This is a genomic window from Halonatronomonas betaini, from assembly GCF_015666175.1.
Taxonomy (GTDB): Bacteria; Bacillota; Halanaerobiia; order Halanaerobiales; family Halarsenatibacteraceae; genus Halonatronomonas; species Halonatronomonas betaini.
In genome coordinates this window covers 154,848-180,657 of the sequence record NZ_JADPIE010000002.1, presented here as the reverse complement: position 1 = coordinate 180,657, position 25,810 = coordinate 154,848, and the positions used below count along the sequence as shown (strand labels likewise).

Annotated in this window: 24 protein-coding genes and 1 pseudogene; 24 read left to right on the top strand and 1 reads right to left on the bottom strand. The window is 31.0% G+C overall.

Annotation, left to right across the window (positions count from 1 at the left end):
• Positions 1–45 precede the first annotated feature (45 nt).
• The 6 genes from I0Q91_RS03965 to I0Q91_RS03940 all read left to right on the top strand — a co-directional run bounded on the left by I0Q91_RS03965 (position 46) and on the right by I0Q91_RS03940 (position 3,130).
• Positions 46–1,299 carry an RNA polymerase sigma factor sigma-70 region 4 domain-containing protein gene (locus tag I0Q91_RS03965; protein ID WP_270453014.1) on the top strand — a complete coding sequence of 418 codons (1,254 nt, stop codon included), beginning with the start codon at positions 46–48 and terminating at the stop codon, positions 1,297–1,299.
• Between the two features lie 137 nt (positions 1,300–1,436).
• Complete coding sequence (locus I0Q91_RS03960; RefSeq protein ID WP_270453013.1) at positions 1,437–1,682, top strand: AbrB/MazE/SpoVT family DNA-binding domain-containing protein; 246 nt, start codon at positions 1,437–1,439, stop codon at positions 1,680–1,682.
• Positions 1,683–1,706: 24 nt separating this feature from the next.
• Complete coding sequence (locus tag I0Q91_RS03955) at positions 1,707–1,961, top strand: AbrB/MazE/SpoVT family DNA-binding domain-containing protein (RefSeq protein ID WP_270453012.1); 255 nt, start codon at positions 1,707–1,709, stop codon at positions 1,959–1,961.
• A 1-nt stretch (position 1,962) separates the two neighbouring features.
• Positions 1,963–2,271: a helix-turn-helix domain-containing protein gene (locus tag I0Q91_RS03950; RefSeq protein WP_270453011.1), complete on the top strand. Its 309-nt coding sequence runs from the start codon at positions 1,963–1,965 to the stop codon at positions 2,269–2,271.
• 231 nt (positions 2,272–2,502) lie between these two features.
• Entirely contained in the window at positions 2,503–2,877 is a 375-nt protein-coding gene (locus I0Q91_RS03945) for a hypothetical protein (RefSeq protein ID WP_270453010.1), read from the top strand.
• On the top strand, positions 2,870–3,130 hold the full coding sequence (locus I0Q91_RS03940; RefSeq protein ID WP_270453009.1) for a helix-turn-helix domain-containing protein: 261 nt from the start codon (positions 2,870–2,872) through the stop codon (positions 3,128–3,130). The genes I0Q91_RS03945 and I0Q91_RS03940 overlap by 8 nt, the downstream gene beginning before the upstream one ends.
• 266 nt (positions 3,131–3,396) lie before the next feature.
• Here I0Q91_RS03940 and I0Q91_RS03935 read toward each other — a convergent pair whose 3' ends face one another.
• Positions 3,397–3,711, bottom strand: coding sequence for an antibiotic biosynthesis monooxygenase (locus I0Q91_RS03935; protein ID WP_270453008.1), 315 nt, complete (start codon positions 3,709–3,711; stop codon positions 3,397–3,399).
• A gap of 821 nt (positions 3,712–4,532) precedes the next feature.
• Here I0Q91_RS03935 and I0Q91_RS03930 point away from each other — a divergent pair.
• From I0Q91_RS03930 to I0Q91_RS14405, 18 genes and pseudogenes are all read left to right on the top strand, one after another.
• On the top strand, positions 4,533–5,711 hold the full coding sequence (locus tag I0Q91_RS03930) for a PDDEXK-like family protein (protein WP_270453007.1): 1,179 nt from the start codon (positions 4,533–4,535) through the stop codon (positions 5,709–5,711).
• A gap of 243 nt (positions 5,712–5,954) precedes the next feature.
• Positions 5,955–7,169: an IS256 family transposase gene (locus I0Q91_RS03925; RefSeq protein ID WP_270453006.1), complete on the top strand. Its 1,215-nt coding sequence runs from the start codon at positions 5,955–5,957 to the stop codon at positions 7,167–7,169.
• A 221-nt stretch (positions 7,170–7,390) separates the two neighbouring features.
• Positions 7,391–8,071, top strand: coding sequence for a FadR/GntR family transcriptional regulator (locus I0Q91_RS03920; protein WP_270453005.1), 681 nt, complete (start codon positions 7,391–7,393; stop codon positions 8,069–8,071).
• A gap of 156 nt (positions 8,072–8,227) precedes the next feature.
• Positions 8,228–9,418, top strand: a complete 1,191-nt coding sequence (locus I0Q91_RS03915) for a D-galactonate dehydratase family protein (protein WP_270453003.1) — start codon at positions 8,228–8,230, stop codon at positions 9,416–9,418.
• Between the two features lie 155 nt (positions 9,419–9,573).
• Positions 9,574–11,271 carry an ABC transporter substrate-binding protein gene (locus tag I0Q91_RS03910; protein WP_270453002.1) on the top strand — a complete coding sequence of 566 codons (1,698 nt, stop codon included), beginning with the start codon at positions 9,574–9,576 and terminating at the stop codon, positions 11,269–11,271.
• Positions 11,272–11,348: 77 nt separating this feature from the next.
• A complete protein-coding gene (locus I0Q91_RS03905; RefSeq protein WP_270453001.1) occupies positions 11,349–12,338 on the top strand; it encodes an ABC transporter permease in 990 nt (329 codons plus the stop codon).
• A 3-nt stretch (positions 12,339–12,341) separates the two neighbouring features.
• Positions 12,342–13,205: an ABC transporter permease gene (locus I0Q91_RS03900; RefSeq protein ID WP_270452999.1), complete on the top strand. Its 864-nt coding sequence runs from the start codon at positions 12,342–12,344 to the stop codon at positions 13,203–13,205.
• A 3-nt stretch (positions 13,206–13,208) separates the two neighbouring features.
• Complete coding sequence (locus I0Q91_RS03895) at positions 13,209–14,201, top strand: ABC transporter ATP-binding protein (RefSeq protein WP_270452997.1); 993 nt, start codon at positions 13,209–13,211, stop codon at positions 14,199–14,201.
• Entirely contained in the window at positions 14,188–15,120 is a 933-nt protein-coding gene (locus I0Q91_RS03890; protein ID WP_270452996.1) for an ABC transporter ATP-binding protein, read from the top strand. Before I0Q91_RS03895 ends, I0Q91_RS03890 begins: the two co-directional genes overlap by 14 nt.
• A gap of 258 nt (positions 15,121–15,378) precedes the next feature.
• Complete coding sequence (locus tag I0Q91_RS03885) at positions 15,379–16,401, top strand: sugar kinase (RefSeq protein WP_270452995.1); 1,023 nt, start codon at positions 15,379–15,381, stop codon at positions 16,399–16,401.
• A 132-nt stretch (positions 16,402–16,533) separates the two neighbouring features.
• Positions 16,534–18,768 carry a beta-glucosidase gene (locus tag I0Q91_RS03880; protein WP_270452994.1) on the top strand — a complete coding sequence of 745 codons (2,235 nt, stop codon included), beginning with the start codon at positions 16,534–16,536 and terminating at the stop codon, positions 18,766–18,768.
• Positions 18,769–19,225: 457 nt separating this feature from the next.
• Positions 19,226–19,675, top strand: a complete 450-nt coding sequence (locus tag I0Q91_RS03875) for a hypothetical protein (protein ID WP_270452992.1) — start codon at positions 19,226–19,228, stop codon at positions 19,673–19,675.
• 17 nt (positions 19,676–19,692) lie between these two features.
• The gene (locus I0Q91_RS03870; protein ID WP_270452990.1) at positions 19,693–20,691 is read left to right on the top strand and encodes a DUF6765 family protein; all 999 of its coding nucleotides are present in this window, start codon (positions 19,693–19,695) and stop codon (positions 20,689–20,691) included.
• Positions 20,692–20,770: 79 nt separating this feature from the next.
• Positions 20,771–21,694: a hypothetical protein gene (locus I0Q91_RS03865; RefSeq protein WP_270452989.1), complete on the top strand. Its 924-nt coding sequence runs from the start codon at positions 20,771–20,773 to the stop codon at positions 21,692–21,694.
• Between the two features lie 68 nt (positions 21,695–21,762).
• A complete protein-coding gene (locus I0Q91_RS03860) occupies positions 21,763–22,959 on the top strand; it encodes a YfbR-like 5'-deoxynucleotidase (RefSeq protein ID WP_270452987.1) in 1,197 nt (398 codons plus the stop codon).
• 350 nt (positions 22,960–23,309) lie between these two features.
• Positions 23,310–24,338, top strand: coding sequence for a S66 family peptidase (locus tag I0Q91_RS03855; protein ID WP_270452985.1), 1,029 nt, complete (start codon positions 23,310–23,312; stop codon positions 24,336–24,338).
• Positions 24,339–24,620: 282 nt separating this feature from the next.
• A complete protein-coding gene (locus I0Q91_RS03850; protein ID WP_270452984.1) occupies positions 24,621–25,220 on the top strand; it encodes a nitroreductase family protein in 600 nt (199 codons plus the stop codon).
• Positions 25,221–25,226: 6 nt separating this feature from the next.
• Positions 25,227–25,660: pseudogene (locus tag I0Q91_RS14405) on the top strand (chorismate synthase); the annotation flags it as partial.
• Positions 25,661–25,810 lie beyond the last annotated feature (150 nt).

Sequence of the window (25,810 nt, the reverse complement as noted above, 5' to 3'; positions counted from 1 at the left end):
CTCCAAAATCCCATCAACTGGAGCCATTAAAAAGGAGAAAAGAAAATGATTAAAAATATCAAAATGAAAAGTTTTAAAGAAAGCTTTAAAGAAAGCTTTAAAGAAACAATCTCTGATTTAATATCTGAAAGAAACCTTGAAATAATCACAGAAAAGATCATAGAAAATAAGACATATAAGGAATTAGGTAAGCAATATAATATCACCCCTGTAAGGGTTCAGCAGATAGTAAGATCCTCTATAGCCGCTATAAAACCTGAAGCAGAGCGATTTGATTTCATAATCAAACTCAACAGACTCCTGAAAGATTTCGAGTTAATTCATATCAGTGATTTAAGATTAATTAATTCTGAAAATAGCCAGGGTCAGATTTCTCCGGAAATCCTAAAGAAAAAAGTCCGGCTCTTTAATAGTCTTGTCAGCAAAGAAGATAAAGTAAATCTAATCGGCGATAAATTTATCTCTATCTATCCAAAAGACAACCTCTTTAAAGCAATTAAAGCAATAATACAACTGGAAGGAGACCAGGTTCATCTAATTGATCTTATAAAAAATATTAGAACCCCTGGTGTCAATAAAGATAAAGCAAGAGATTTCTTTAGCTCCTTTAAGAAGCTGACCTATATCGATGGATATATCTTTTATGGCATCTTTAAATCTACAATTCTGCAGGTAATCATAAAAAATTTCTTCCCTGATGGAATTAATTTTCAAAATGAAGACCAGTTTAACCGCTTTGTCAACTATTTCAAAGAATTTAATGATTCAAAACGGCTCAGCCATACAAAGGAATCATATCTATCCACAATCTATAAATACCCGGAGAACTTAATCAAGCTAAGTCCCTTTAAATATATTCATGTCGATAATGATTCTATCAAATTTAGTTTAATTGAAAAGATTGGAATTGAGCTGGAAACAGATCTTAAAACAATGCAGGAAGTCGATATCGCCAGATATTATAATAAATATAAGTATAGCAGAGACTTTCAAAACGTTATCTCACCTGGCCATCTCTATAGCCGTTTAAAGCAGGAATATAGCCATAAATTCAATTTCTACAAGGAACCAAGGATATTGCCTGCCGTAACCAAAAAAACAGGAATAGCATATAAAAAGGAGATATTTGAAAATCATATAAGGGCAGAGGGAGGAAAAATAGAAAGGTCCAGACTTAAAGAAAGCTTACAGGAAGAATACAACTGGACAGCCAGACAGATCTGTCAGCACATCAACAACGCCAGCAATATAATAGTCGAAAAAATCGACAATATAAAATATGTCAGGCTGCTCAACTAGAGATCAGCCAGTAAAAATAACAGTAGGAAAAATATTTTAAAAAAAAATTCACAAAACCAGAAAAAACCCTTGCAAATAATATTCGAATGTGATTAAATTAGAAGAGTTGTTAAATATATTAAAATGGAGGTAATAAAATGAAATCCACTGGTATCGTAAGAAATATTGATGATTTAGGCAGAGTAGTTCTTCCAATAGAACTAAGAAAGACATTAGGACTGGAAATAAAAGATCCCATGGAATTTTATTCAGATGGAGATAGACTAATATTACAAAAATATAATACAGGCTGTCATCTTTGTGGAGATTATAAAACCCACAAATTATTCAAAGATAAGCTTGTCTGCAAGTCATGTATCGAAGATTTAAAAAATATTAAATAGGGTAAATAAAAGGAGTTAATTAAAATGAGAGCAACAGGATTAGTCAGAAAGATAGATAATCTGGGAAGAATAGGCATCCCAAAGGAAATAAGAACCAGTAATGATTATAAAACACAGGATCAAATCGAAATTTTTGTAGATAAAGGTATGGTCGTCATCCAGAAGTATTATCCAGCCTGCACCCTCTGTGGCACCAAAGAAGAAAATCAGGATAAGACAGTTGAATTCGCCGGCAAAACAGTCTGCAAAATCTGCGCCAGCGAACTAACGGCCAATTAAAATGAATAAGTTCCCGGAAAGACTGGCATATTTAAGGAAAATTAAAGGTATTACACTTAAAGAACTATCAGAAGAATTAGCTGTTGTTAAAGAAGCAAGTATTTCAAGATATGAAAATGGTAGAAGAGAACCCAAAATGGATCTAATAATAAAAATTGCTGATTATTTTAACTGCAGTGCAGATTATCTTTTAGGTAGGACAGATCAAATATATAAGCTAAATTATAAAATTGAAAATAATGAAATCAATCTAGAAGAAATTAATAAAGCTATTAACACATTAGAAGGAATAAAAAATCTAGAACTATAATATAGGTGATCAATTTGAGCTAGTTTTCAATAAGATTAAATCAATTAAGAGAAGAAGCAGATCTGTCAATGGGAGAGCTTTCCCGAAAAATAGGATTTATTAATAAACGACACCAGTTTTATGGTGCCTGGTTGTTTTATAGTATAATGTTGGTAAATAAAATTAAATATTTGGAGGTCAATAATGAATAAAAACAAATTTGAAAAAATGAGACCCATAGTAGAGAACGCAATGTTAATTTCTAAAGAGTGTGAAGAAAAATCAACAGATGAAAGAATTTCCACAGGGCAGACTGAGTTAGAAGAAATTATGCCAGTAAACCCGTCGACTTTAGAACTAAGTAACTATTTGATGGATTTAGATTATGAAGAACTAAAAATCATGCAATCATTCATGTTAACAGGAAGAGAAATTAATCATAAATTAAATGAATTTGGTAGTGAAGGTATTAAAGATATTGAAGATATTGAAGATATGTTTGCAAGTTTTTCAGATAAGCCTGATCATGCAAGTAAGTCAGATCTTGTTAGTTACATGGTAGGTAAATCACCATTTAGTGATTATATCTATCTCGGATTAGAAGCCTATAAGCAGATTAATGAATAAGTTATCAAATAGACTGGCTTATCTGAGAAAGAAAAAAGGTATAACCTTAAAAGAGATGTCCCAGGATTTAGGAAGCATTAAAGAAGCATCACTTTCAAGGTATGAACATGGCCGCAGAGAACCAAAACTGGAAACATTAATCAAAATAGCTGATTATTTTAATTGCAGTACAGACTATCTTTTAGGCCTAACAGATCAGAAAAACAATATCGAAAAATCAAAAAATATTTGTTTCTTTTGGATGAGTGACTAACCCAGGCAGGATCACATTTATAGCAATTATATTATAGATACTATAACCGAAAACCAAATAAAATTTATTTTTAAGTTAAAATATTTATAGAATAATTCATACCAGAAACTAAAACACCCTGTGAGAGGGTGTTTTTATTATGTAGTAATTTTAAAAAAGGGATATTTCCGAGAATTTCTTGAGTTATTATCTATATGTATGCTCTTAAACCAGAACGGATTAGCCCTAAAGAAATTTCCTTCAGGGCTAAAGTTAAAAATTATCTACTATTCATTTGGCCTGATAGGTTCAGGCGCAGCCTGTGACGGGCCCCACAACTCACTGGTCAAGTTTATACCCATGGCATAGGTTTCTTCGTTAACTTTTCTGCATTCTTCACTTTCTGCCCAGCTAGAGAAAGAAGCCATATCCTCAAATTCATAGGTGCAAACAATCTGATTACTACCTACAGTTGTCCGATATGCACGAAACTCTTTAACTCCTGGAACTGCAAGGGTACGTTTAATAGCCGATTGACCCCACTCTGGAAATTCGTCCGTTTTATCCGGGTGAATATCATACTTCAGAACATAAACCACCATCATATTCGCCTCCTTTCTTTAAATTAACTTTTGTTAATCAGTTTATAATATCTGAATCAACCTGATTTCAAAGTTAAGAGCCTATGGAGAAAGCAAATTTATATTTACTAAAACCTTACCAGCTTCAAACGAAAAGGATCATAATTTACAATAAATAAAAATATAATTAACTATATTATATCATTTAATAGCTCAAATAAATAGATTATACTAAATTTTTTGAAAAATATATTAAGTCTATAAAAGCATAAATATTATTTCAGACTTAAATCTTAAAAAAAGCTTTTATAATTAATTATATTAAAAGATATGTTTCAGGATTTAGGAGAATTTAAAGTAGCATCAATTGGATGGGTGAATAATCCAGGTAAGATTAAACTTTAGGATTATATTATAAATAATATAACCAAGTTGTTTTTTATTTAAATACCTATAAAAGGCAAAAGCCCCTGTGATGAAGGGCTTTACATGCCGGAAATCTATATATCTATTATATCTTACTATTAATATATTTAAATGTCAATCAAAATTTCATGAATAATCTACTCACCGGCAATTTACTGTCGGTGATATTTTTTAATTATAAAATTCCTATTTTATGCAGGACAATCTGCCGATTTCTTGAATTATCTAATTGAAAGTTAAGATGTTATACAAAGATGAATTAACAGTTTAAAACTTAATATTATGGGGATAATAAAAAATTGGAGGATCTAGTAGATTAGTTTTTTTATCTAATCTCACTTATTAAGTGTGATTAAATTAAAGTTCATAAACTATAGAAATTTAACCGGCATGTAAAATAAGAGAGGTGTTAAGCTTTGGAAGATAAACTGTTATCATTAGAGCAATTTTTATTGGATAATGAAGACTTTTACAAAATTGATTCAATTTTGTTACAACCAAATATTTTTGAGATTCTTAAAGTTGAAAAAAATGAAAATCGACATAGTAATATTTTGTCTTGGTTATTCAATCCTCGAGCTAATCATGGTTTAAATGATTTCTTTTTGAGATCTTTTCTAAAAGATATTTTTTCACGTTATAGACACTCTATAAATACTAACATAAATTTTTTTGATATTGAAATTATAGACTTTGATGATATAGAAGTAAGGAGAGAATGGAGCCGGATAGATATTTTTCTTCTTTCAAGGAAAAATAAATTAGTAATTATTATTGAAAATAAAATTGATAGCGGTGAACATGATAATCAACTGAAACGTTATTATAATATTGTTGATAAAGAGTTTAAAGATTATAATAAATTATTTGTTTATTTGACGAGAGAAGGTGAAACACCAAGTGATGAAGAAAATTGGTATATTTATAGTTATCATTCAATATTAAAGCTATTAAATATGATTCTTAAGTATCGAAAAAATACTTTAAATCAAACTACCATTAATTTTATTAATCAATATAAAACAATTTTAAGGAGGTATATTGTGGGTAATTCGGAAATTGAAAAAATTTGTAGAGATATTTATGAAAAACATAAACAAGCCCTTGATCTTATATTTCAATATAAACCTGATATAAATTTAGAGATAAGTGAAAAGCTTAAGAAAATGATAATGGAAAATAGCAATCTTATCTTGGATGACTCTGGTAAGAGCTATATACGATTTATTACTAAAAAATTAGATAATATTGTACCCAAAGAGGGAGAAGGATGGACGACTACAAAAAGAATATTATTATTAGAACTAGTTAACAGAGAAGATAAATTATATTTAAAGTTTTTAATTGGACCTGGAGAAGATTCAATTAGAGAAAAAATAAATAAAATAGTAAAACAAGATACTAGATTATTTAATAAAGCAAATAGAAAAATGGGTAAAAAGTGGTTTACTATTTATAAAAAAGGGTTTTTGAATAAAAATGATTATGAAGACACAGATACTCAAACTATTCTTGATACAGTTTCAGACAGAGTTCAGACATTTTTAGATAACGATTTAATTAAATTAGAATCATATATTATAAACCAATGGTAATACAGATATTTTTCTAAAGCATGAGAATGAGAGCTTCAGTAATATATTTAAGTGATACAGTTGTTTAGAGGCATATTGTTGATCATCCTTTATTCAGGTTAAAAGTAAATAAAGAGCAAATTTATTACTAGGCTTTGATTAAGTCTATATAATGGTGTAAAAAGAAAATAATACGAGCCAAATGCTCTTTCCTCGGTTATAATATAAGTGACAAACAAATACTTAACTGAGGAGAGAAAACATATGGCTCAATTAAATATTACACTAAATACCGAACTTTTGCACGAACTTTTTCCAAAAGAAACTAAAGACCAGGCATTTACAAAACTTTTAGAAGAAATACTAAACCAGGTTTTACTTGCTCAATCAGCAGAACAACTAGGAGCAGCCCCTTATGAACGCTCTGAACAGCGGACAGCATATAGAAATGGCTTCCGAGATCGGGATCTAACGACTCGCATAGGTACTATAACCTTAAGGGTTCCAAGACATCGCAATGGTGAGTTTAGCACTTCCATGTTTCAGCGTTATCAACGAAGTGAGCAGGCTCTCATTTTGACGATGATCGAGATGGTCATCAATGGAGTTTCTACCAGAAAAATTGAAAATGTGACTGAAGAACTATGTGGTAAAAGCTTTTCTAAATCAACTGTTTCAAATCTTTGCAAGCAGCTAGATCCAATTGTAAAGGCTTTTCAAAATCGCCAACTTGAAAAACACTATCCCTTCTTAGTTGTTGATGCTATTTATCTTAAAGTTAGAGAAAATGGACGTGTCCGCTCTAAAGGACTGTTGATTGCAAAAGTTATAAATGAATCAGGTCATAGAGAGATCATCGGTTTTCAAATGGCTAACAGCGAATCTGAAACAAGCTGGAGCGACTTCTTTAGTTATCTCCAGGAAAGAGGTCTTGCTGATGTTGATTTAGTTGTATCTGATAACCACAAAGGCCTGGTTAAAGCTATTCAGAAACATTTCCAGGGGGCAACCTGGCAGAGATGTCAGACCCATTTCTCTAAAAATATTTTAGATAAAACCCCTAAACGCTTAAAAGCAGAAGTAAAAGCCCATCTGCGTAGCATTTATGATGCCAGAGATATTAATGAAGCCAGGCGTCTTTTAGCAGAAACTCTGGCAAAATTTGAACGATCTGCTGCAAAAGCCATGGACCTACTAGAAGAAGGCTTTGAAGATATCCTGGCAGTAATAGGTTTACCTGAGAAATATCGCAAAAGGCTCAGGACTACCAACAGTATAGAGAGACTTAATGAAGAAATCCGTCGCCGTGATAGAGTAATTCGCATTTATCCTAATGAGGCTTCTGCAATCAGACTTATTGGAGCTTTGTTGATAGAGCATGATGAAAAATGGTCTACTGGCAGAAAATATCTTGATATGGAAGAATATTATGATTTCCTAAAACAAAAGAAAAAAGCTAAAACTGGCTTTATTGCTTAACTTTATTACTGACTGAGGAATTTACACACAAATATGGACTTGATTCAATTCAAACAAAAAAGTTTTGATGAAATATATTAATAAATCTAGATACAATTATATATAGTTAAAGAGAGAAAAAATTTAATTTAAAAAAATATTTGACTTTTATAATTTTGTGGTTTATAATAAAATCAACTTGTAGGACAACCTACAACCATATCAAAAGAGGAGAAAACTATATGGATAATGCAATTAAAAAATTGAATTTAGTAGATGAAGTCTATGAGAGAATGAAAGAAAAAATTGTAAGTAGAGAATGGGAACCAGGCCAAAAAATACCCTCTGAGAATGAATTGGCAGAAACATATAATGTTAGTAGAAATACAATAAGAAATGCAATCCAAAAACTTAAAGGTTTAAATATTGTAGTAACAAAACAAGGAGAGGGAACATTTTTGAAAGAAGATTTAAATAGTAATTTGATTAGTAATGCAATACCTACTATATTTTTAAATGAAAAAGATATAATTGATGTTTTGGAATTCAGAAGCATTATTGAAAAAGAAAACGCTCGTTTAGCTGCTATTCGAGCTAACAAAAGTGATATTGAAGAAATTGAGTATTCATTAAATAAAATGATTGAAAATAAAAATGATTATAAAGAATATACTTTATGGGATTATACTTTTCATTTAAATATAGCTAAAGCATCTAAAAATAAAATATTATACCAGACTATGTTAAGGCTAAAAGATATTTTATTAACTCATTTAAAAGAAATGAACAAGAATGGTGATTTTGATAAAAGTATTAAAGGACATAAAAAACTTTATTTTGCAATTAAAAATAAAGATCATGATTTAGCTGTAAAGTTATCAGAAGAAGATAATAGAGAAAGGTCTAAAGATTTAAATATTTAATAAATTTTTTGATAAAATCACAACTAAAACAATTTATTTATAAGTTTGCTTGTTGGACAACCTACAACCAAAACATTTTTTAAGCTTACTTGTTGGACAACCTACAACTATTCTATAGTGTTTTACTGTAATTAAAATTAAAGTGAAGGTGATGAAATGAAAATAGAAAATATTAAGGTAATAGTGACAAGTCCTGGTCGTAATTATGTAGTCGTTAAGATTGAGACTGATGAAGGTATTTATGGTATTGGTGATGCAACTTTAAATGGGAGGGAGCTTACAGTTGCTGAAACTATAGAGGAATATATAGCTCCAATTTTAATCGGTAGGAATTCTGATAATATAGAAGATATCTGGCAGTATTTATATAAAGGGGCTTACTGGCGGGGCGGCCCGGTTTTGATGACTGCTCTGGCAGGAATAGATATGGCGCTCTGGGATTTAAAAGGTAAAAGATGTTCAAGACCTGTTTATTCATTGTTAGGTGGTAGAAGCAGAGAAAAAGTTCTCTGTTATACACATGTTTCAGGAGATAAATTTCAGGAAGTTAAAGAAAATGCTTTAGAAAAGATTGCAGAGGGCTATAAAGTTTTAAGGGTTCAGGTATCAATTCCTGGACTGAATGGAACATATGGAACTGTAGAAGATGATGCCAGGGTACTTCCATTTGTGGAAACCTGGGATTCTAAACCATACTTAAAGGTTATTCCAGAGTTATTTAAGTTTTTGCGGGCAGAGATTGGCGATGAGGTTCATCTGATTCATGATTCCCATGAAAGGTTACAGGTTCCTGAGGCGATAAGACTGGCTAAGGAGCTTGAAGAGTATAATCTGTTTTTTTTGGAGGATTTATTAAAACCCGAAAATATAGCAGGATTTGAGCAGATCCGTAATCAGACTTCAATACCTTTAGCCATGGGAGAACTTTTTAATTCAAAGTGGGAGGCATTACCGCTTATTAAAAATCAGTTAATTGATTATATTAGATGTGATTTAAGTCATATTGGTGGAATAACTGAGGCGATGAAACTTGCGGCCCTGGCAGAGACTTTTCATCTTAAGACTGCTTGGCATGGTCCGGCAGATATATCTCCAATTGCACATCTGGCTAATTTACATGTAGATTATGCAGTTTCGAATTTTGGGATTCAGGAACTGGCTGAATTTCCAGAAGAGGTGTCTGCTGTATTTAAGGGAGGGCCTAAATTTGAAGATGGTTATTTGACTATCCCGGATAGACCTGGTTTAGGCTGTGATATTGATGAGGAGGCTGCAAAGAAGTTTCCATATAAAAAAGCTTATCTACCAGTAGCTGAGAGTCTTGATGGTAGTGTTCATGAGTGGTAAGCAAAATCATTTACTAGAAATGTTATTTAATTATGTTTTAATTTACTTCAATCTTTTAAGTGGTTATTATAATTGAGGTAAATCTAATATAAATAATAGTGAAGGGAGGGTAGCCTGTTAGATTTAATTAAAAAAAATATAAAGGAGTGTAATTAATGAAATTAAATTTAAAATCAATTTTAATTTTAACATTAGCACTATTTATTACTTTGGGGATACAAGTTCATTCAGAAACTGTTGAATTAGGTCCTTTAGAAGCTGAAGAAACATTAGTTATGACAGGAGCATTATGGTCTCCGCCGTCAACCTGGAATATATTGATTCCAGATAGTGTAAGAGGCACAGGTGGTTTAGTATATGAAACTATGTTTTCATATCACCCATTAAATGATGAATTTACTCCCTGGCTTGCTAAAAGTGGAGAGTGGGTTGAAGATGACGTCTATTTAGTTGAATTTAGAGAAGGTATTGCTTGGTCAGACGGAGTAGATTTTAGTGCTGAAGATGTCGTTTTCACCTATGAATTAGCTAAAGAAAATGACTTATATTATTCACCAGTTTGGGATATGCTGGATTCAGTTGTTGCTGAAGATGATTTAACAGTTAGATTTACTTTTGATGAACCACAGTATGCATTATGGGATTCAGAACTTTATGAACGTTATATTATTCCAGAGCATATTTGGAGTGAAGTTCCTTCAGATGAATTAATAACAAGAACAATGAGAGAACCAGTTGGAACTGGTCCATACACTTATAGGAGTTCTGAACAAGATAGAATGGTTTGGGAAAGAGATGATAATTGGTGGGGTATTGAAGTTTTTGGCGAGCCAACACCAAAAAATATTGTTGATCTTGTAGGTGAGAGTAATAATGTTACAATGGGAATGTTAATGAGAGGCGAGTTGGATTTAAGTCATAATTTCTTACCAGGAATTCAAAGAATTATCGAACAGTTTGACCTTCAAACATGGTTTGAAGAAGAACCATATATGATCCCTTGGAATACAGTTAACTTGTATATGAATACTTTAACAGAACCAATGGATGATGTAGAATTTAGAAAAGCTATGGCATATATGGTTAATCCAAATACAATTGTTGAAAGAGTTTATGGTGGATTAGTAGAAGCAGCTAACCCTACTGGCTTATTTGGTGGAGGTTGGGGTGCTTATCTTGATGAAGAAGTTGTAGAAGAGCATGGTTTTGAATATGACATCGAGAAAGCTAAAGAGATTTTAGATGCTGCAGGTTATGTTGATGAAAATGGAGATGGATGGAGACAGATGCCTAATGGTGATAATATTGAACTAGAACTAGCTGTTCCAAGTGGATGGACTGACTGGATGGAATCTGTTAATGTTATTACTAATTATGCTGAAGAAGTTGGAATAAATATTGTTTCTGATTTTCCTGACTCTTCATTATTCCATAATAAAAGGTTTAATAGAGATTTTGATATGATTTTAGCTCACTTCGAAACTTCTATAACTTCCTCACCTTTTGATTATTGGAATGGAGTTGCAAACAGTGACATCCATGGCGACCAAATAACTCAAGGTAATTATGGTTCATATGATAATCCAGAATTATTTGAAATGATTGAAAGATTTAATAAAATACTTGATGAAGATGAAAGACAAGAAATAGCAACAGAAATACAGACAATTCTTTTACAGGACATGCCTACTGTTCCTTTATGGCATAATGGAATGTGGATGCAAGCTACAACAAATAATTGGACTAACTGGCCGAATGAAAATAATCCTTATGGCATTCCTGTAAGCGGTGGAGTAAGTGGATTCCAAATAGGAATGATTCAAACATTAATTGGTATTGAACCGGCACAATAAGTTTGAAATAAGGTAATATAATAATTTAAGGCCCAATAATATTATTGGGCCTTAATATATAGAAAGGAATTCAACCAATGGGCAAATATTTACGAAAGAAAATATTAATGTATGCAATTACTTTTGTATTAGCTGTAACAATAAATTTTTTGATTCCTAGAATGATGCCTGGAGATCCAATTCAATCACTTTTATCTCGGTTTTCAGGTATGGAAGGTGGAAGAGAAATACTTGAAAATCAGCTTAGACTATTATTTAACTTAGATCAGCCTTTATGGAGACAGTACTTAGGATATTGGCGATCAATATTTACTCTTGATTTTGGTATTTCAATTACTCATTTTCCGACACCAGTAATGCAAATAATTAAAAGAGCAATTGTGTATGATTTAGCTGTATTAATGCCAGCAATAATATTAAGTTGGATAGTCGGTAATAAACTAGGAGCATATTCAGGTTCTAATAAAAGAGCAGATAATGTTACAATGCCATTTTTTTATTTTTTAGCTTCATCACCATATTTTTGGATGGCTGGTTTAGTTGCTTTTTTCTTAGGGGTATCTTTAGGCTTGTTTCCTATTAGTGGCCCTTATGGTTCTTTGCAAACTCCAGGTTTAAACTTAGGCTTTATTTTAAGTTTTTTACATCACTGGTTTTTGCCATTTTTTACAATGTTCTTAGTCCAGCTTGGAGGATGGGCTATAGGTATGAGAAATATGATAATTTACGAAACAAGTTCTAATTATTCTAAATATATGGAGACTTTAGGTGCCTCAAACAGATTGATTAGAAGATATGGATTTCGCAACGGAGTATTGCCTCAAGTTACAGGTCTTGCTTTACGTATTGGAAGAATAGTGGGTGGTGCTATAACTGTGCAGGTAGTATTTAATTACCCTGGTTTAGGCCGTATGATGTTAAATGGAGTTCAATCTCAAGATTATTTTTTGATTCAGGGTATTTTCTTGACTATAATAGTCATGGTATTAATAGCAAACTTTATAGTGGATATTATATATATGTTTATAGATCCACGAGTAAGGCTTTCATTTACCGAGGAGGAATAATAGATGTTTAAAGACTTTTGGATTAGACATGAAAATTTATATTATGCTTTGACAAATAAAAAAGTAATCTTTGGTTTGACTTTAGTGGCTTTAGTATTTTTATTAGCAGCCTTTGGACCTAGTATATCACCGTATGGATATAATGAATATGCAGGAGAGGGCTATCTACCACCATCTAGTGATCATTATTTTGGTACTACTATTGATGGAAGAGATGTTTTTACTAGAACTGTATATGGATTACGCTCTACATTATTAGTAGGTGCTATAGCTGGAACAATTGCAACTTTAATAGGTTGTATTGTTGGTTTTTTATCCGGTTATTTTGGAGGAACGATTTTTGATGAAACTTTAATGATGTTAACCAATATATTTGTTGTTATACCACAACTTGCTTTATTAATAGTTATTGCAGCTTTTTTAGAAGTAAGAGGAGTAGTTGCTATGGCAATAATTGTTGCAATTACAGCTTGGCCATGGACGGCTAGAGCAGTTAGATCTCAAACATTATCACTTAAAAATGAGGAATATGTATCTTTATCTAAAGTTTCTTCACTTAGTGTAGGCAGAATATTAAGAGAAGATATAGCGTCTAATATGTTTTCTTATGTTTTTATGGTATTTATTTTACAAGTTAATGGAACTATGCTTGCAACTGTTCAACTTGAGTTTTTAGGGCTTGGGCCTACCCGTGGAATTACCTTAGGACTTGTAATGCAAAATGCAGTAATTTGGAATGGAATTCAACTTGGTATGTGGTGGTGGGCTATAATTCCAGGTTTAATTTTAACAATTTTTATTACTGCACTATATTTTATTAATACTGGACTAGATGCAGCATTTAATCCACGGTTGAGGGAGATGTAGATTATGAAAGATAATGTACTAGAAGTAAAAAATTTGAAAGCTTATTATGACATCATGAAAGGTAAAGTAAAAGCTGTTGATGATATTACCTTTAATTTAAAAAAAGGGGAAATTCTGGGCTTGGCAGGTGAATCTGGGTGTGGTAAAAGCACACTTGCAAGCACATTTATTTATAGGAAAAAACCATTAAAATATATATCAGGAGAGGTTGATTTAGTAGGAAATAAAATCATGGAAATGAGAGAAAAAGAGTTTAAAAAACTACGTTTAAACACAATTTCTTTAATTCCGCAATATGCTTTAGATGCTTTTAGTCCTACAAAAAAAGTAAAACAATATATATTTGATTTAGCAAGACAGCATGGTGTAAAAACAGATAAGAATTTCTTAAATAAAGTTAAAGAGAGATTTGAATTAGTTAATTTGGATGAATCAACATTAAACCGTTATTCTATTGAATTATCGGGTGGTATGAAACAAAGAGTAATAATGGTAATATCTACTATTTTAGATCCAGACTTTTTAATTGCAGATGAAATCACCTCTGCATTAGATGTTAGCTCTCAACGTTTTGTTGCAACTATGCTTGCTAATTTAAGAGATTTAGAGATCATTAAATCAGCGATTTTCATAACTCACGATATATCTATTTTATATCAAATTGCTGATAGAATAATGATTATGTATGCTGGAAATCTTGCAGAAATAGGTCCAACAGATGATATTATTGATAATCCATGTCATCCGTATACAAGGGCTTTGATTGATTCTTTGCCTAAAGTTGGAGTTCAATATAAAGACAATAGGTTATCAGGTATTAAAGGAACGCCACCTCATTTGCTTGAAATTGGTGAAGGCTGTAGATTTAGAAAACGTTGTTCATATGAAATTGATGAATGTAAAGAAACACCTAAAAGAGAATTTGTAGCAGCAGATCACTTTGTTGCTTGTTGGAGATGGAAAGAGTTAGGAAGTGATTTAAATGGAGAAAAATAAAGATGTAGTTATGACAGTAGAAGGTTTAACCAAAGTTTTTAAAAGCGGCATTATTAATCCAGAATATACAGTTGCGGCTAAAGATGTGTCTTTTGATATAAAGCGAGGAGAAATAATTTCTTTAATTGGAGAAAGCGGTAGCGGTAAAACAACAGTTGGTAAGTTAATTTTAAAACTAATTAAGATATCTGAGGGAAAAATTAAATACAAAGGTAAAGATATCACCGAAATCAATAATAAAGCTGAAGTCAAAAAATATTATCGAAGAGTTCAAGGAATTTTTCAAGATCCTTTTGCAACTTTTAATCCTCTATATAGGGTTGATAGAATATTTGATATGATTTTTGATTCTTTTGATTTGAATTATAAGAATAAATCTCAAGCTATTAAAGAAGCTTTAGATGATGTAAATTTAAATCCTGATAGAACTTTGGGTAAATTTCCACACCAATTAAGTGGAGGTCAGTTACAAAGGTTATTAATTGCACGTGCTTTATTAATGGATGTTGATATATTAGTTGCTGATGAATTAATAAGTATGTTAGATGCTTCAACTAGAATTGGAGTATTAAACTTATTGGTGGAATCATGTAAAAAACATGGAATGGCAGTAGTTTTTATTACTCATGATTTAAATTTAGGATATTATGTTTCTGATAAATCACTGATTATGTATAAAGGTCGCTTGGTAGAAAGAGGAAATACTAAAAAGATTTATGAAAACCCTATTCATCCTTATACAAAAATGTTATTTAAAGCTGTACCAGAGATAGGTGAACGTTGGGATCAAGATGTTGAATTCATCCCAGAACAGGTAATAAACGATGTAAATGAATTTTATAATAATAATGAAGGTAAAGGTTTTGTAGAAATTGAAGAGGATCATAGTGTTTTATTTAGTGACAAAGAATATAAATAGGATAATTTTATATTAATAAAATAATATAGTTTGATTTTATAATAATAACAACAGGCAAACTTATTAACGACTGGTGGCGTTAATATTGATAATGCAAAAGATTGGTTTGAAGCCGGAAGCTTTGCAGTTGGAGCCGGTAGCGCCATAGTAAATGGTGCAGAATCTGGAGATTATAAAAAAGTAGAAGAAAATGCCAGACAATTTGCAGAACTAATATCTACTATTAGATAATTAAAATATTACAAAGGAGGAAATAAGATGTCAAAAAAATTAGTTACTTTTGGTGAGATTATGCTCCGTTTAACTCCGCCAGATAACAAAAGATTTGTTCAGGCCGACAGCTTTAATGTTATATATGGTGGTGGAGAAGCAAATGTAGCAGTTTCAGCGGCTAATTATGGCCTGGATTCATATTTTGTTACTAAACTTCCCAAAAATCCAATTGGGCGGTCAGCACTAAATGAAGTAAGACGGTATGGAGTGAACACAAACTATATAGCCCGTGGTGGTGATAGATTAGGTATCTATTATTGTGAAAGTGGAGCAAGTCAGAGAGGCTCAAATGTTATATACGATCGTGCTCATTCGGCAATTGCTGAAGCAGATTTTCATGATTTTAATTGGGATGAAATATTTGATGATACTGACTGGTTTCATGTAACAGGAATTACCCCGGCATTAAGTCCTAGAATGTCTGAAATTACAATTGAAGCTGTAAAGAAAGCACAGGAACTAGGTGTAAAGGTAAGTTGTGATTTAAATTATAGAGCAAAATTATGGACCCAGAAAGAAGCCAGAAAAGTAATGACTAAAGTGATGCAATATGTTGACGTCTGTATAGCTAATGAAGAAGATGCTGAAATGACCTTTGGAATAAAGAGTGGCTCTGATGTAGATTCTGGCGAAATCAATATAGAGGGCTATCAAGATGTAGCTCAGCAATTAATTGATAAGTTTGATTTAGAAATGGTAGGTAGTCATCTAAGAATTAGCCATAATGCTTCACTAAATGACTGGATAGTTGTACTTTATGATGGTGAAAAATTTGTGCAATCTAAAGAATATAATATTCATATAGTAGATCGTGTAGGTGGAGGAGATTCATTTGCAGGTGCATTAATATATGCTCAGTTAACAGATAAAAGTCTTCAGGAAACAGTTGAATTTGGTGCAGCAGCTTCTGCATTAAAGCAATCAATACCAGGTGATTTTAATCATATGTCTGTTGAAGAAGTTGAAGCAATTGCAAGCGGCCCGGCATCAGGAAGGGTCAAAAGATAATTTATTATATACATATTAATTTTTTTGAGTAGCATATTATATGAAAGTGTTTAACCTGAAAATGAACTTGAACTAATTAAAAAAATTTATTTTATACAATTAAAATGAGTGAAAATGAAAAGAGGTAAAATTATGAAAAATAATATTACTGAAATATTAGAAGAACTTACCTTAAAAGAAAAGGCTTCAATGTTTTCAGGTGGAGATTTTTGGCAGACAGAAACAATTGAAAGACTGAGTATTCCTGCAATATTTTTAGTTGATGGTCCGCATGGAGTTCGTAATGTTGTTGATCGACATCATACTGATCCAGCTAAAAAAGCTACCTGTTTTCCAACAGCAGTTAATTTGGCAGCAAGTTGGGACTTAAGTTTAATTGAAAAAGTTGCAGAGGCGCTTGCTGAAGAATCAAAATGTCTTGGAGTAGATGTGCTTTTAGGACCTGGTATTAATATGAAGCGCTCACCTCTTGGCGGTAGAAATTTTGAATATTTTTCCGAGGACCCTTTTTTAACTGCTGAGTTGGCAATAAAATTTATCAATACAGTTCAAAGAAAAGGGATAGGTACTTCCTTAAAACATTATATTGCCAACAACCAAGAATATAAACGCTTTTCGATTGATGCTCAGATAGATGAAAGACCTTTAAGAGAAATTTATTTGTCTGCGTTCGAAAAAATAGTAAAAAAAGCAAATCCCTGGACAATAATGGCTGCTTACAATCAGGTTAATGGTGATTTTGCGACTGAGAGCAGTTATTTACTTAAAAAAATATTAAGGAACGAATGGGGATATAAAAACTTAGTTGTTTCTGATTGGCGGGCTGTGCATAATAGAGTCGAGGCATTAAAGGCTGGTCTTGATCTAGAAATGCCTGGCTCAGTACCAATTAATGATCAAAAAATTTTAGATGCTGTTGAAAGTGGTGAATTAATTAAAGAAAAAGTTGATCAATCAATTAAAAGGCAATTAGATTTAATTTTAAAGTCTCAGTCTACCAAAAAAGAAAATATTGATTTACCTATAGAAAAACATCATCAATTATCAAAAGAAATTGCTAGTGAAACAATAGTCCTTCTTAAAAACCAGGGTAAACTACTACCACTGACAAAAGAAAGATTAGATGATACAAAATCAATGTTAGTAGTTGGAGAATTAGCTAAGAAAATACGTTATCAGGGAATTGGAAGTTCACAGGTTAACCCTACAAAATTGGACACTCACTATAAGGCTTTAAAAGATAAATTTGATAAACAATTGGAAGTAGATTATGCAGAAGGTTATAAGTCTAATGATAAACTAGAAGAAAATGAAAATTTAAAACAAAAGGCACTCAGCACTGCTAAAAATAAAGACTATGTTATTGTGTATGCTGGTTTACCTGATAAGGTAGAAGCTGAAGGCTATGATCGTGAAAATATAAAATTACCAAAAGAACAAAATGAGTTAATAAAAGAATTAACAGAAATTAATTCAAATGTTATAGTTGTTTTAAATAATGGTTCAGCAGTTGATTTACGAGAATGGATTGATAAAGTGTCTGCAGTTATTGAAGCGGGATTACCAGGCCAAGCTGGTGCTTTAGCTTTGGCAGATATTATTTCTGGAGAGGTTAATCCTTCTGCAAAACTAACAGAAAGCTATCCTTTAAAATTAGAAGATAACCCTTCTTATCTCAATTTCCCAGGTAATAATGGGATCGTACGCTATGGAGAAGGAATATATATTGGGTATCGTTATTATGATAAAAAGAAAATGGAAGTTCTTTTTCCCTTTGGTTATGGGCTTTCTTATACTGAGTTTGCTTATAGAAAAGCGGAAGTTCCAAATCATCTAGAAGAAGGAGAAAACTTAAAAATTAAAGTTTTAATTGAAAATACTGGTCTGTTTAAAGGGAAAGAAATAGTTCAAGTTTATATTTCACAAGAAAAACCGCGCCTAGATAGACCTCCAAAAGAACTGAAAGGTTTTGGAAAAATTGAGCTGGATCCAGGAGAAGAAGGACGGTTAGAATTAGAGCTTGATTATCAAGAACTTGCTTATTATCATCCAGAAGAAGGCTGGGTTGTCGAATCTGATTACTATAAGTTAATGATTGGTGCTTCTTCTAGAGATATTAAAATTACAGAAAAGATTTGGGTTGAAAGTTCAACAATTATAAAAGGTTTAACAAAAAAATCTCCTTTTATAGATTGGCTTAATGATCCTTTCGGTCATAAAGCAGTAAAAAAAGTTTTAACTGAAGAACAGATAAAAGAAATTGAATACCATAATTCTAGGCCTATTTATAGGTTACACTTTTATTCTCCTGATCAAGTCAGTCTTAAAAATATAGAAGATATTTTAGATGTTTATCAAAATTTATAATAATTTATTTAATATAATTATATAAAAAACCTGAGTTGGAGACTTTTTATCCAACTCAGGTTTTTTAGTTAAAATGAATAATGAATGAAGAAGTAATTAATAATTAAAGATTACAAATGTTTAAAACTTTTATAACTAATAAATCTTAATGAAAATTTCATTATAATTTTTATGGCATTTATCTATCTTTTTGGGGCTATGCCGAATTCTATCTTACAAACAACTCTAAAAACAATCCTATCAGAAATCAATATATTTCAATTAAATAAAACATCATCCACATAATAACCATCCTAAAAGCATTATAATTCTACAATAAAACAACATGCAAGGCACAATAATGAAAGATATAAGTGACATAATAAAGATAAAGCAATAAATTAAATCTATTTGCAAATTAAACGAACGTGTGTTATGATTATATTGACATTATAAATTAGTGTGAGGAGTGGTTGATATGTCTAAAGATAATAAAAAATCAAACAATATTAAAACTCAAAATGATAATATAGAAGAAGAGAATAAAGATATAGATTTGAATTTTGAATGGTATTCGAAAGAATTAGGAGCACCATTGGTATCAGTAGCGAGTTATGGATTAACATTTAGCAAGTCAGCAGTAAAAAAACTTGGCAAACCTCATTCAATTAAAATTGGTTTTGATAGAACTAATAAATTAATAGTTATAAAAACTTTAGAAGCTTCAGAATCAGATGAAGATTCATTTGAGTTTGCAGACAAAAAAAGAGAAGAGTATGGTCACGTTAGATTAAATAATAAAGGGTTTATAAAGTTATTAATATCTGAAACCGAGTATGATTTTGAAGAAACCCTAAGATTTGTACTAAAAAGATATAATGAAAGTCCATTATATATATTAGATTTAAAAATGCCTGTTAATAACTAACCTGGGAGGTTAAATTAATGGATATTGAATTTCACTATTACGTGACTTATTTGACGTCTGTTATTGCTGGATTTGACCCAGATTCTGCTTATGTAATCGCTTATTCCTCTCAATATGTTGATGACAATGATATTACTTTTGAAATTAATGGAGACACTACTTATGAAAATTATATTAGCCAAACATTCAATATAACTAAACCTCAAGGTAAACTTCAAAGAATCTATTCACTATTCCACTTTATACCTGGTGAAGCTGAACAATACTCTAGAGAGATCACCAAAGATGAATACCCCACTCTAACAACCACCCCTAATAGTATATATGCCAATCAAATGATAGATAAAGCATTAGAATCCGGCAACCTATATAGAATAGGGCTTGCAGCTCATGCTTATCTTGACACCTGGTCACACCAAAATTTTATCGGAACTACAGATTCATATAATTCAAAATCATTTTTAAACCCTCTTAATTTATGTCATGCTAATGCAGGACATAAACCTGATAGGCCTGGATTAGTATGGGAAGATAATCGCTTAATTAATTCAGAAATAGACAACAACAAGAGGTTTTTAGAAGCAATCTCATATCTTTATGATAAATTATCAAATCAAACTAATTCTTCAATAAACAAAAGCAATAAAGAAAGATTAATTACCGATATTGAAGAGATTATTTATAATGAAGATACTAAAGAGTTTAGAATTGATAAGTATAAAGAATTAGCACTTAAAGATATTTACTCAGGAAAAAGAATCCCAGATTACAATAAGTTCAAATGGTTTAATGAAGCAATATGTGAAGATTATCCTGAAGAAAGAACTATTGAAATTTTTTATCAGGATTTTAATTTGAAAGATGCATTTTTTAAAGACTATACATGGGCAGACCATGATAATTATGAAGACACCCACTGGTATAAATTCCAGAAAGCAGTCAAAGACCACCAGGAAATGATGATAGATATTCTAGATGAATTATTGGATGAAGTAAAGGATATGGATGAGTGGTAGGTTGAAATATATATAATTTTGGGCTCATGTAAAATAAATTTTTAATTTCTTAAAGAATAAATAAACCAGGAGGATAAATATGATAATTTCAAAAACAAGAATTTATAATGTAGTTAAATATTTAGGTTTTTTATCAGAAGGAGCTAATTTTATACTTGGAGTAAAAATACAACCAGATGACAATTTCAATTTAGAAAAAATTGGTTTTCCAAAAAACATATCAAATGGTGATACAATTTTACCAAATGCAGATATTGGTCCAGTTTCAAGCTATAATGCAGAAGGTAAATATATTAAACATAAAGATAGAGAAATGGAAACTGCTTATATGCAAAGAGAATGGCATTGGGAAGAATTTAGAGGTCGTGATAAAAAAGTTAAACGTTCAAAAATAGTTGATGTTCCTTATGAAAGATATCCACGTACTTTTATAAAACCATCATCTTTTGAGTTAACTTATGTTTTTAATTCAACTCAATTCATTAAAATTAATTATGTTTTTGAATATAGAAAAACAAATATCGATAATATAAAAGATGGTATTAATTTGTTGTTAGAAATTTTTGGTAGGTGTGAGGTATTCACAAAAGAATTAGATGAAATATCTCCTCCTAAACTGAAACGTTTAAATTGGGAAGTATTGCCAAAAGGTAAATATCCTTGGGAAAAAGTTCAGCCAAAATTAGAGGAAATTATAAAAACTAAGCCTAAAGGCAAGCAACCTGTATTGAGAAATAGATTGGATTTAATTAAAAATTTTGAACCTGAATTTGTAGCAATTGGACAATCAGGTTTTAAGGGTTATTTTATTTTTGGTTTTCCTGAAAATGATTTATATGTTTTAGAAAGCACAGAATACGGAAATGCCACTTATGTTTTGTCAGATGATTGGAAGCAATTATCTCAATTAACAAAGGCAGAACTACTAGATGAAGGCCTCCACGAGAAGCGTATTATTCATAGAGAATCGTGGCAAGATAAAATTATTGATTTGTTTGCTTAATTTATTTATATTTTCAAACTATCAATTTATTAACTTATAAAACTCATACAAAAGCAAGGAGGATCGAAATGATTAATAGTTTGTTTGCATTAAAATTGTTTGAAGCTTTTTCTATTGAACGCTGGAATGATAGAATTCGTCCAATTGTATTAAATGAGATGGATAGAAGTGGGCATAAAATGATGATTGCATACTTTTTAGGTAAGTATGAAGAGAAAAGCGGGAAAGATATAGAGTGGGATAAGATTATCTATGGTGGTTTATTTGAGTTATTAAAAAAAATAGTATTGTCTGATATAAAAGCTCCAGTACATAGAAGAATTAAAGATGGATATCCCGAAGAATTTAAAAAATTAAATAAATGGGTAGTACAGCAATATGAAATAATTATTGAGGACCAAGATTTGCTAGACAATTTTTATAAATATATAGATGAAAAGGAAAATTTAGATGATGTAAATTTTAGAATTTTAAGAGCTGCCCATAAATATTCTTCTTTAAGAGAATTTGAAATAATTAAAAATTCAAATACAATGACTCCTGATTTGCAAAGAATAGAGAAAGAATTAAATGCTGATATTAAACAATTTTCTGACATCCAAGGGTTGCAATCATTAATTTTGAAACAAGAATTATTTGATTTTGTTACAAAGATTGAACAATTGAGATATCAGGTAAGATGGGGACAATCTCCAAGAATCCCAAAGACATCAGTTTTAGGTCATTCAATGCTTGTAGCAATATTATCATTATTAATAACACGTGAATTTAATCCAACGGGCAAAAGAATTTATAATAATTTTTTTGCTGGTTTATTTCATGATTTACCAGAAGCAGTTACTAGAGATATAATTTCTCCAGTAAAAAAAGCTACAGAAAAATTACCTGATATTGTTAAGAGAATTGAAAAAGAAATTGTATCTGAACAACTATATCCATTAATCGAAGACTTTATTGAAAAAGAATTAAAATATTTTACTGAAAAAGAATTCAAAAATAAAATTATTGAAAATGAAGAAATTAAAGAAGTGACCATAAAAAAAATAAATGATGAATATAATTTTGATGAGTTTTCACCACTTGACGGTGAGCTAATTGGTTTATCAGATCAAATAGCTGCATATCTCGAAGCATATAAATCAATTGAATATGGTATAAGTTCTTCTCATTTAGAACAAGGGAAGACTTATATTTATCATAATTTAAAAAATAATAACTTAATTTCTGAATTAGATATTCGAAAATTTTTAATGGAATTAGAATAGACTACCCTTTAATATTGAATAAAATTAATAGTTTTGCTTTTCTTTATGAAAATTAATTTAGCAATAAATACGGCAGGGCTTAGTGAAATTGTAAATTATCTAAAGGATAGTGGACATTTAGTTAATTAAACTCATATTTATTTTAAAAATTTCACTTTACTAAGCAATGACATTTTCTTTTAGACAACTTTTGTTGCAAAAGTTTATTTTGAATTTAAAGTAAAATATTTGATTCCTATGATTATTAAAATAAAATATATATTATAAGTAACTGTTAACATTTATATCTTTAATACTGAGCTATCTACAATAATGATTAAATGTATTTTTTTTAAGGAGTTGACTAATTAATGATAAAATATCCAGAACCATTAAAAAAAGGAGATACAATAGGAATTACAGCACCGTCATCAGGTGTAACCGGAGTTTTTGCGAAAAAGCTAGATAATGCAAAAAAGCAGTTAAAAGAATTAGGTTATAATTTTATTGAAACAGCATCTGTAAGAAAACAAAAGAAATTAACCAGTGCTCCAGCTGAAGTTAGGGCAGAAGAGTTTACATCATTGTATTTAGATGAGAATGTAAAAGCAATTGTTCCTCCCTGGGGTGGAGTATTTTTAATGGATATGCTTCCATATTTAAACTTTGAAGAACTAAAAAATGCTAAGCCTAAATGGGTATTAGGTTTCTCTGATACAAGCACTTTATTATTTGTATTAACTTTAAAACTTAATATTGCAACAGCACATGGACCTAATTTACTTGATTTTGGTAATGATTCAATTGACAGATCTGTATTAAAGGTATTAGATATTTTAAGTAAGAAAGCAGGAGAGAAATTTACACAATTCAGTTTAGGCTATTACCAGAAAGAATGGCTGGAGGTAACAAAAAATAATTTCCCTGCTTATGATTTAACTGAAAAGGTAGAATGGATGATTCTAGGCAATCAGAAGGAAGCCAATTGTGAGGGAAGATTGATAGGAGCAAATCTAGATGTCATCTGCAAATTGATAGGAACTCCCTTTGATCTGGTAAAAAGATATAAAAATGATTATAAAGAAGATGGTTTGATTTGGTATTTTGAGAGTTGCGAAATGAATTCAACTGATATCTATAGAACTTTGTGGCAAATGAAAATGAATGGCTGGTTTGAAAATTGTAAGGGGATATTATATGGAAGGGTTGACGGATATAGAGATGTAGATGACTTTAGACTTACTGATGCATTAGAGTATGCATTATCCGATTTAGAGGTACCAGTTATTTATGAAGTCGATTTAGGACATCTACCTCCCCAATTGACTTTTATTAATGGTGCTTATGCAGATATATTAGTGAGAAATGGAGAAGGAAAAATAACTCAAAAGTTAGTTTAGTTTTCAATCCACCCTGCGTAGAACTTAATAAATGTATCGACTGTACATCCACCCAGCGAGTCTGCAACAGCCTGGTAACCATCGAAGGCCAGGCAGACAGAGACAGAATTAAAGGGAAGAGATAAGTTTAACTGCTAAAGAAAAAGATAATCCTTAATTTTTGAAAAGGCCCAGGGCCATATAGTAGGAATTTCCCCAGTTTCAGCAACAGTTTCATATATCAGCGGCTTTAAAATTATTTGAATGAGGTACTTAGATTATAAGTAGAAAGGAAGATGTAAGGTGTTATTGGATTTACTAAAGAAGCGGTCTAGTGTCCGTAATTTTATAGATAAAGATATTCCTGATGAAATTATTAATTATATACTTGAAGCAGGGAGAATATCGCCTTCAGGTGGTAATGAACAGCCCTGGAAATTTGGGGTTATTAATAATCAAGAGTTGATCAGGAAAATTTCTGAAATAGCATATAATCAAAAATGGATTAGAAATGCAAATTTATTAATTGTTTTATGTACTTATATAGTATCAGATGAACGAGGTGGAAGGGATATACAAAAAGCAAGATTTCCGGAGTTAGAACATGAAATTGAAAAGATGGATAAAGAACTTTATAGTAAGTTAAATCAAGAGGAACATCAGACCAAGATAGTTGGAACTCATATGGTATTGGCAGCTTTAGAACATGGGATTGGTTCTACCTGGGTTTCTTATTTTAAAGTAGATCAGTTATCTAAATTATTAGGTTTGCCTGAGAGTTACATTCCAGCAGAAATAATAGCTTTTGGATACCCTAATGATGAAATGAAGGTTACAAAGAAGAAAAGTATTGATGAAATTATATTTTATAACAGTGAATTCACAGAAGAAACAGAGAGGTGATCTGACATGTCAGGTTCAATATTAGGAAACATATTTAAAATTTCAACCTGGGGTGAATCCCATGGGAAGGGTCTGGGAGTTGTAATAGATGGCTGTCCTGCCAGTCTCCTTTTGCTACCCTGAGAAAAGAAGGAGATAAAATAGAAATATTATCAGGAGTATTCCTGGGAAGAACAACAGGGCACCTATATCTATGATAATCTTTAATAAAAATCAGAAATCCAAAGATTACTCTGCTTTAAAAGATGTTTATCGCCTGGCTCAATACGATTATAGTTATGATTTAAAATACAGTTTTAGAGACCACCGGGGAAGTGGCCGTGCTTCTTGGACAAGAAACAGCTGTCAGGGTCGCTGCAGGAGCTATTGCTAGAAAAACATTGGCGTCTTTAAATATTAAAATAACAGCCGATACTTCCTCAATCGGGCCGATTAAAGCTACTCCTTCTATAGAGAAGACAAAGGTTATCTCTCTGACTACTGGCTGGAGTAGAAGGTCTTATAGCTGCCAGTGAAGAGAAATCAATAAAAAAGAAGATTTCATGACTATATCTGATATTGATATTGTTTTTCTTTATATTAAAAAAAAG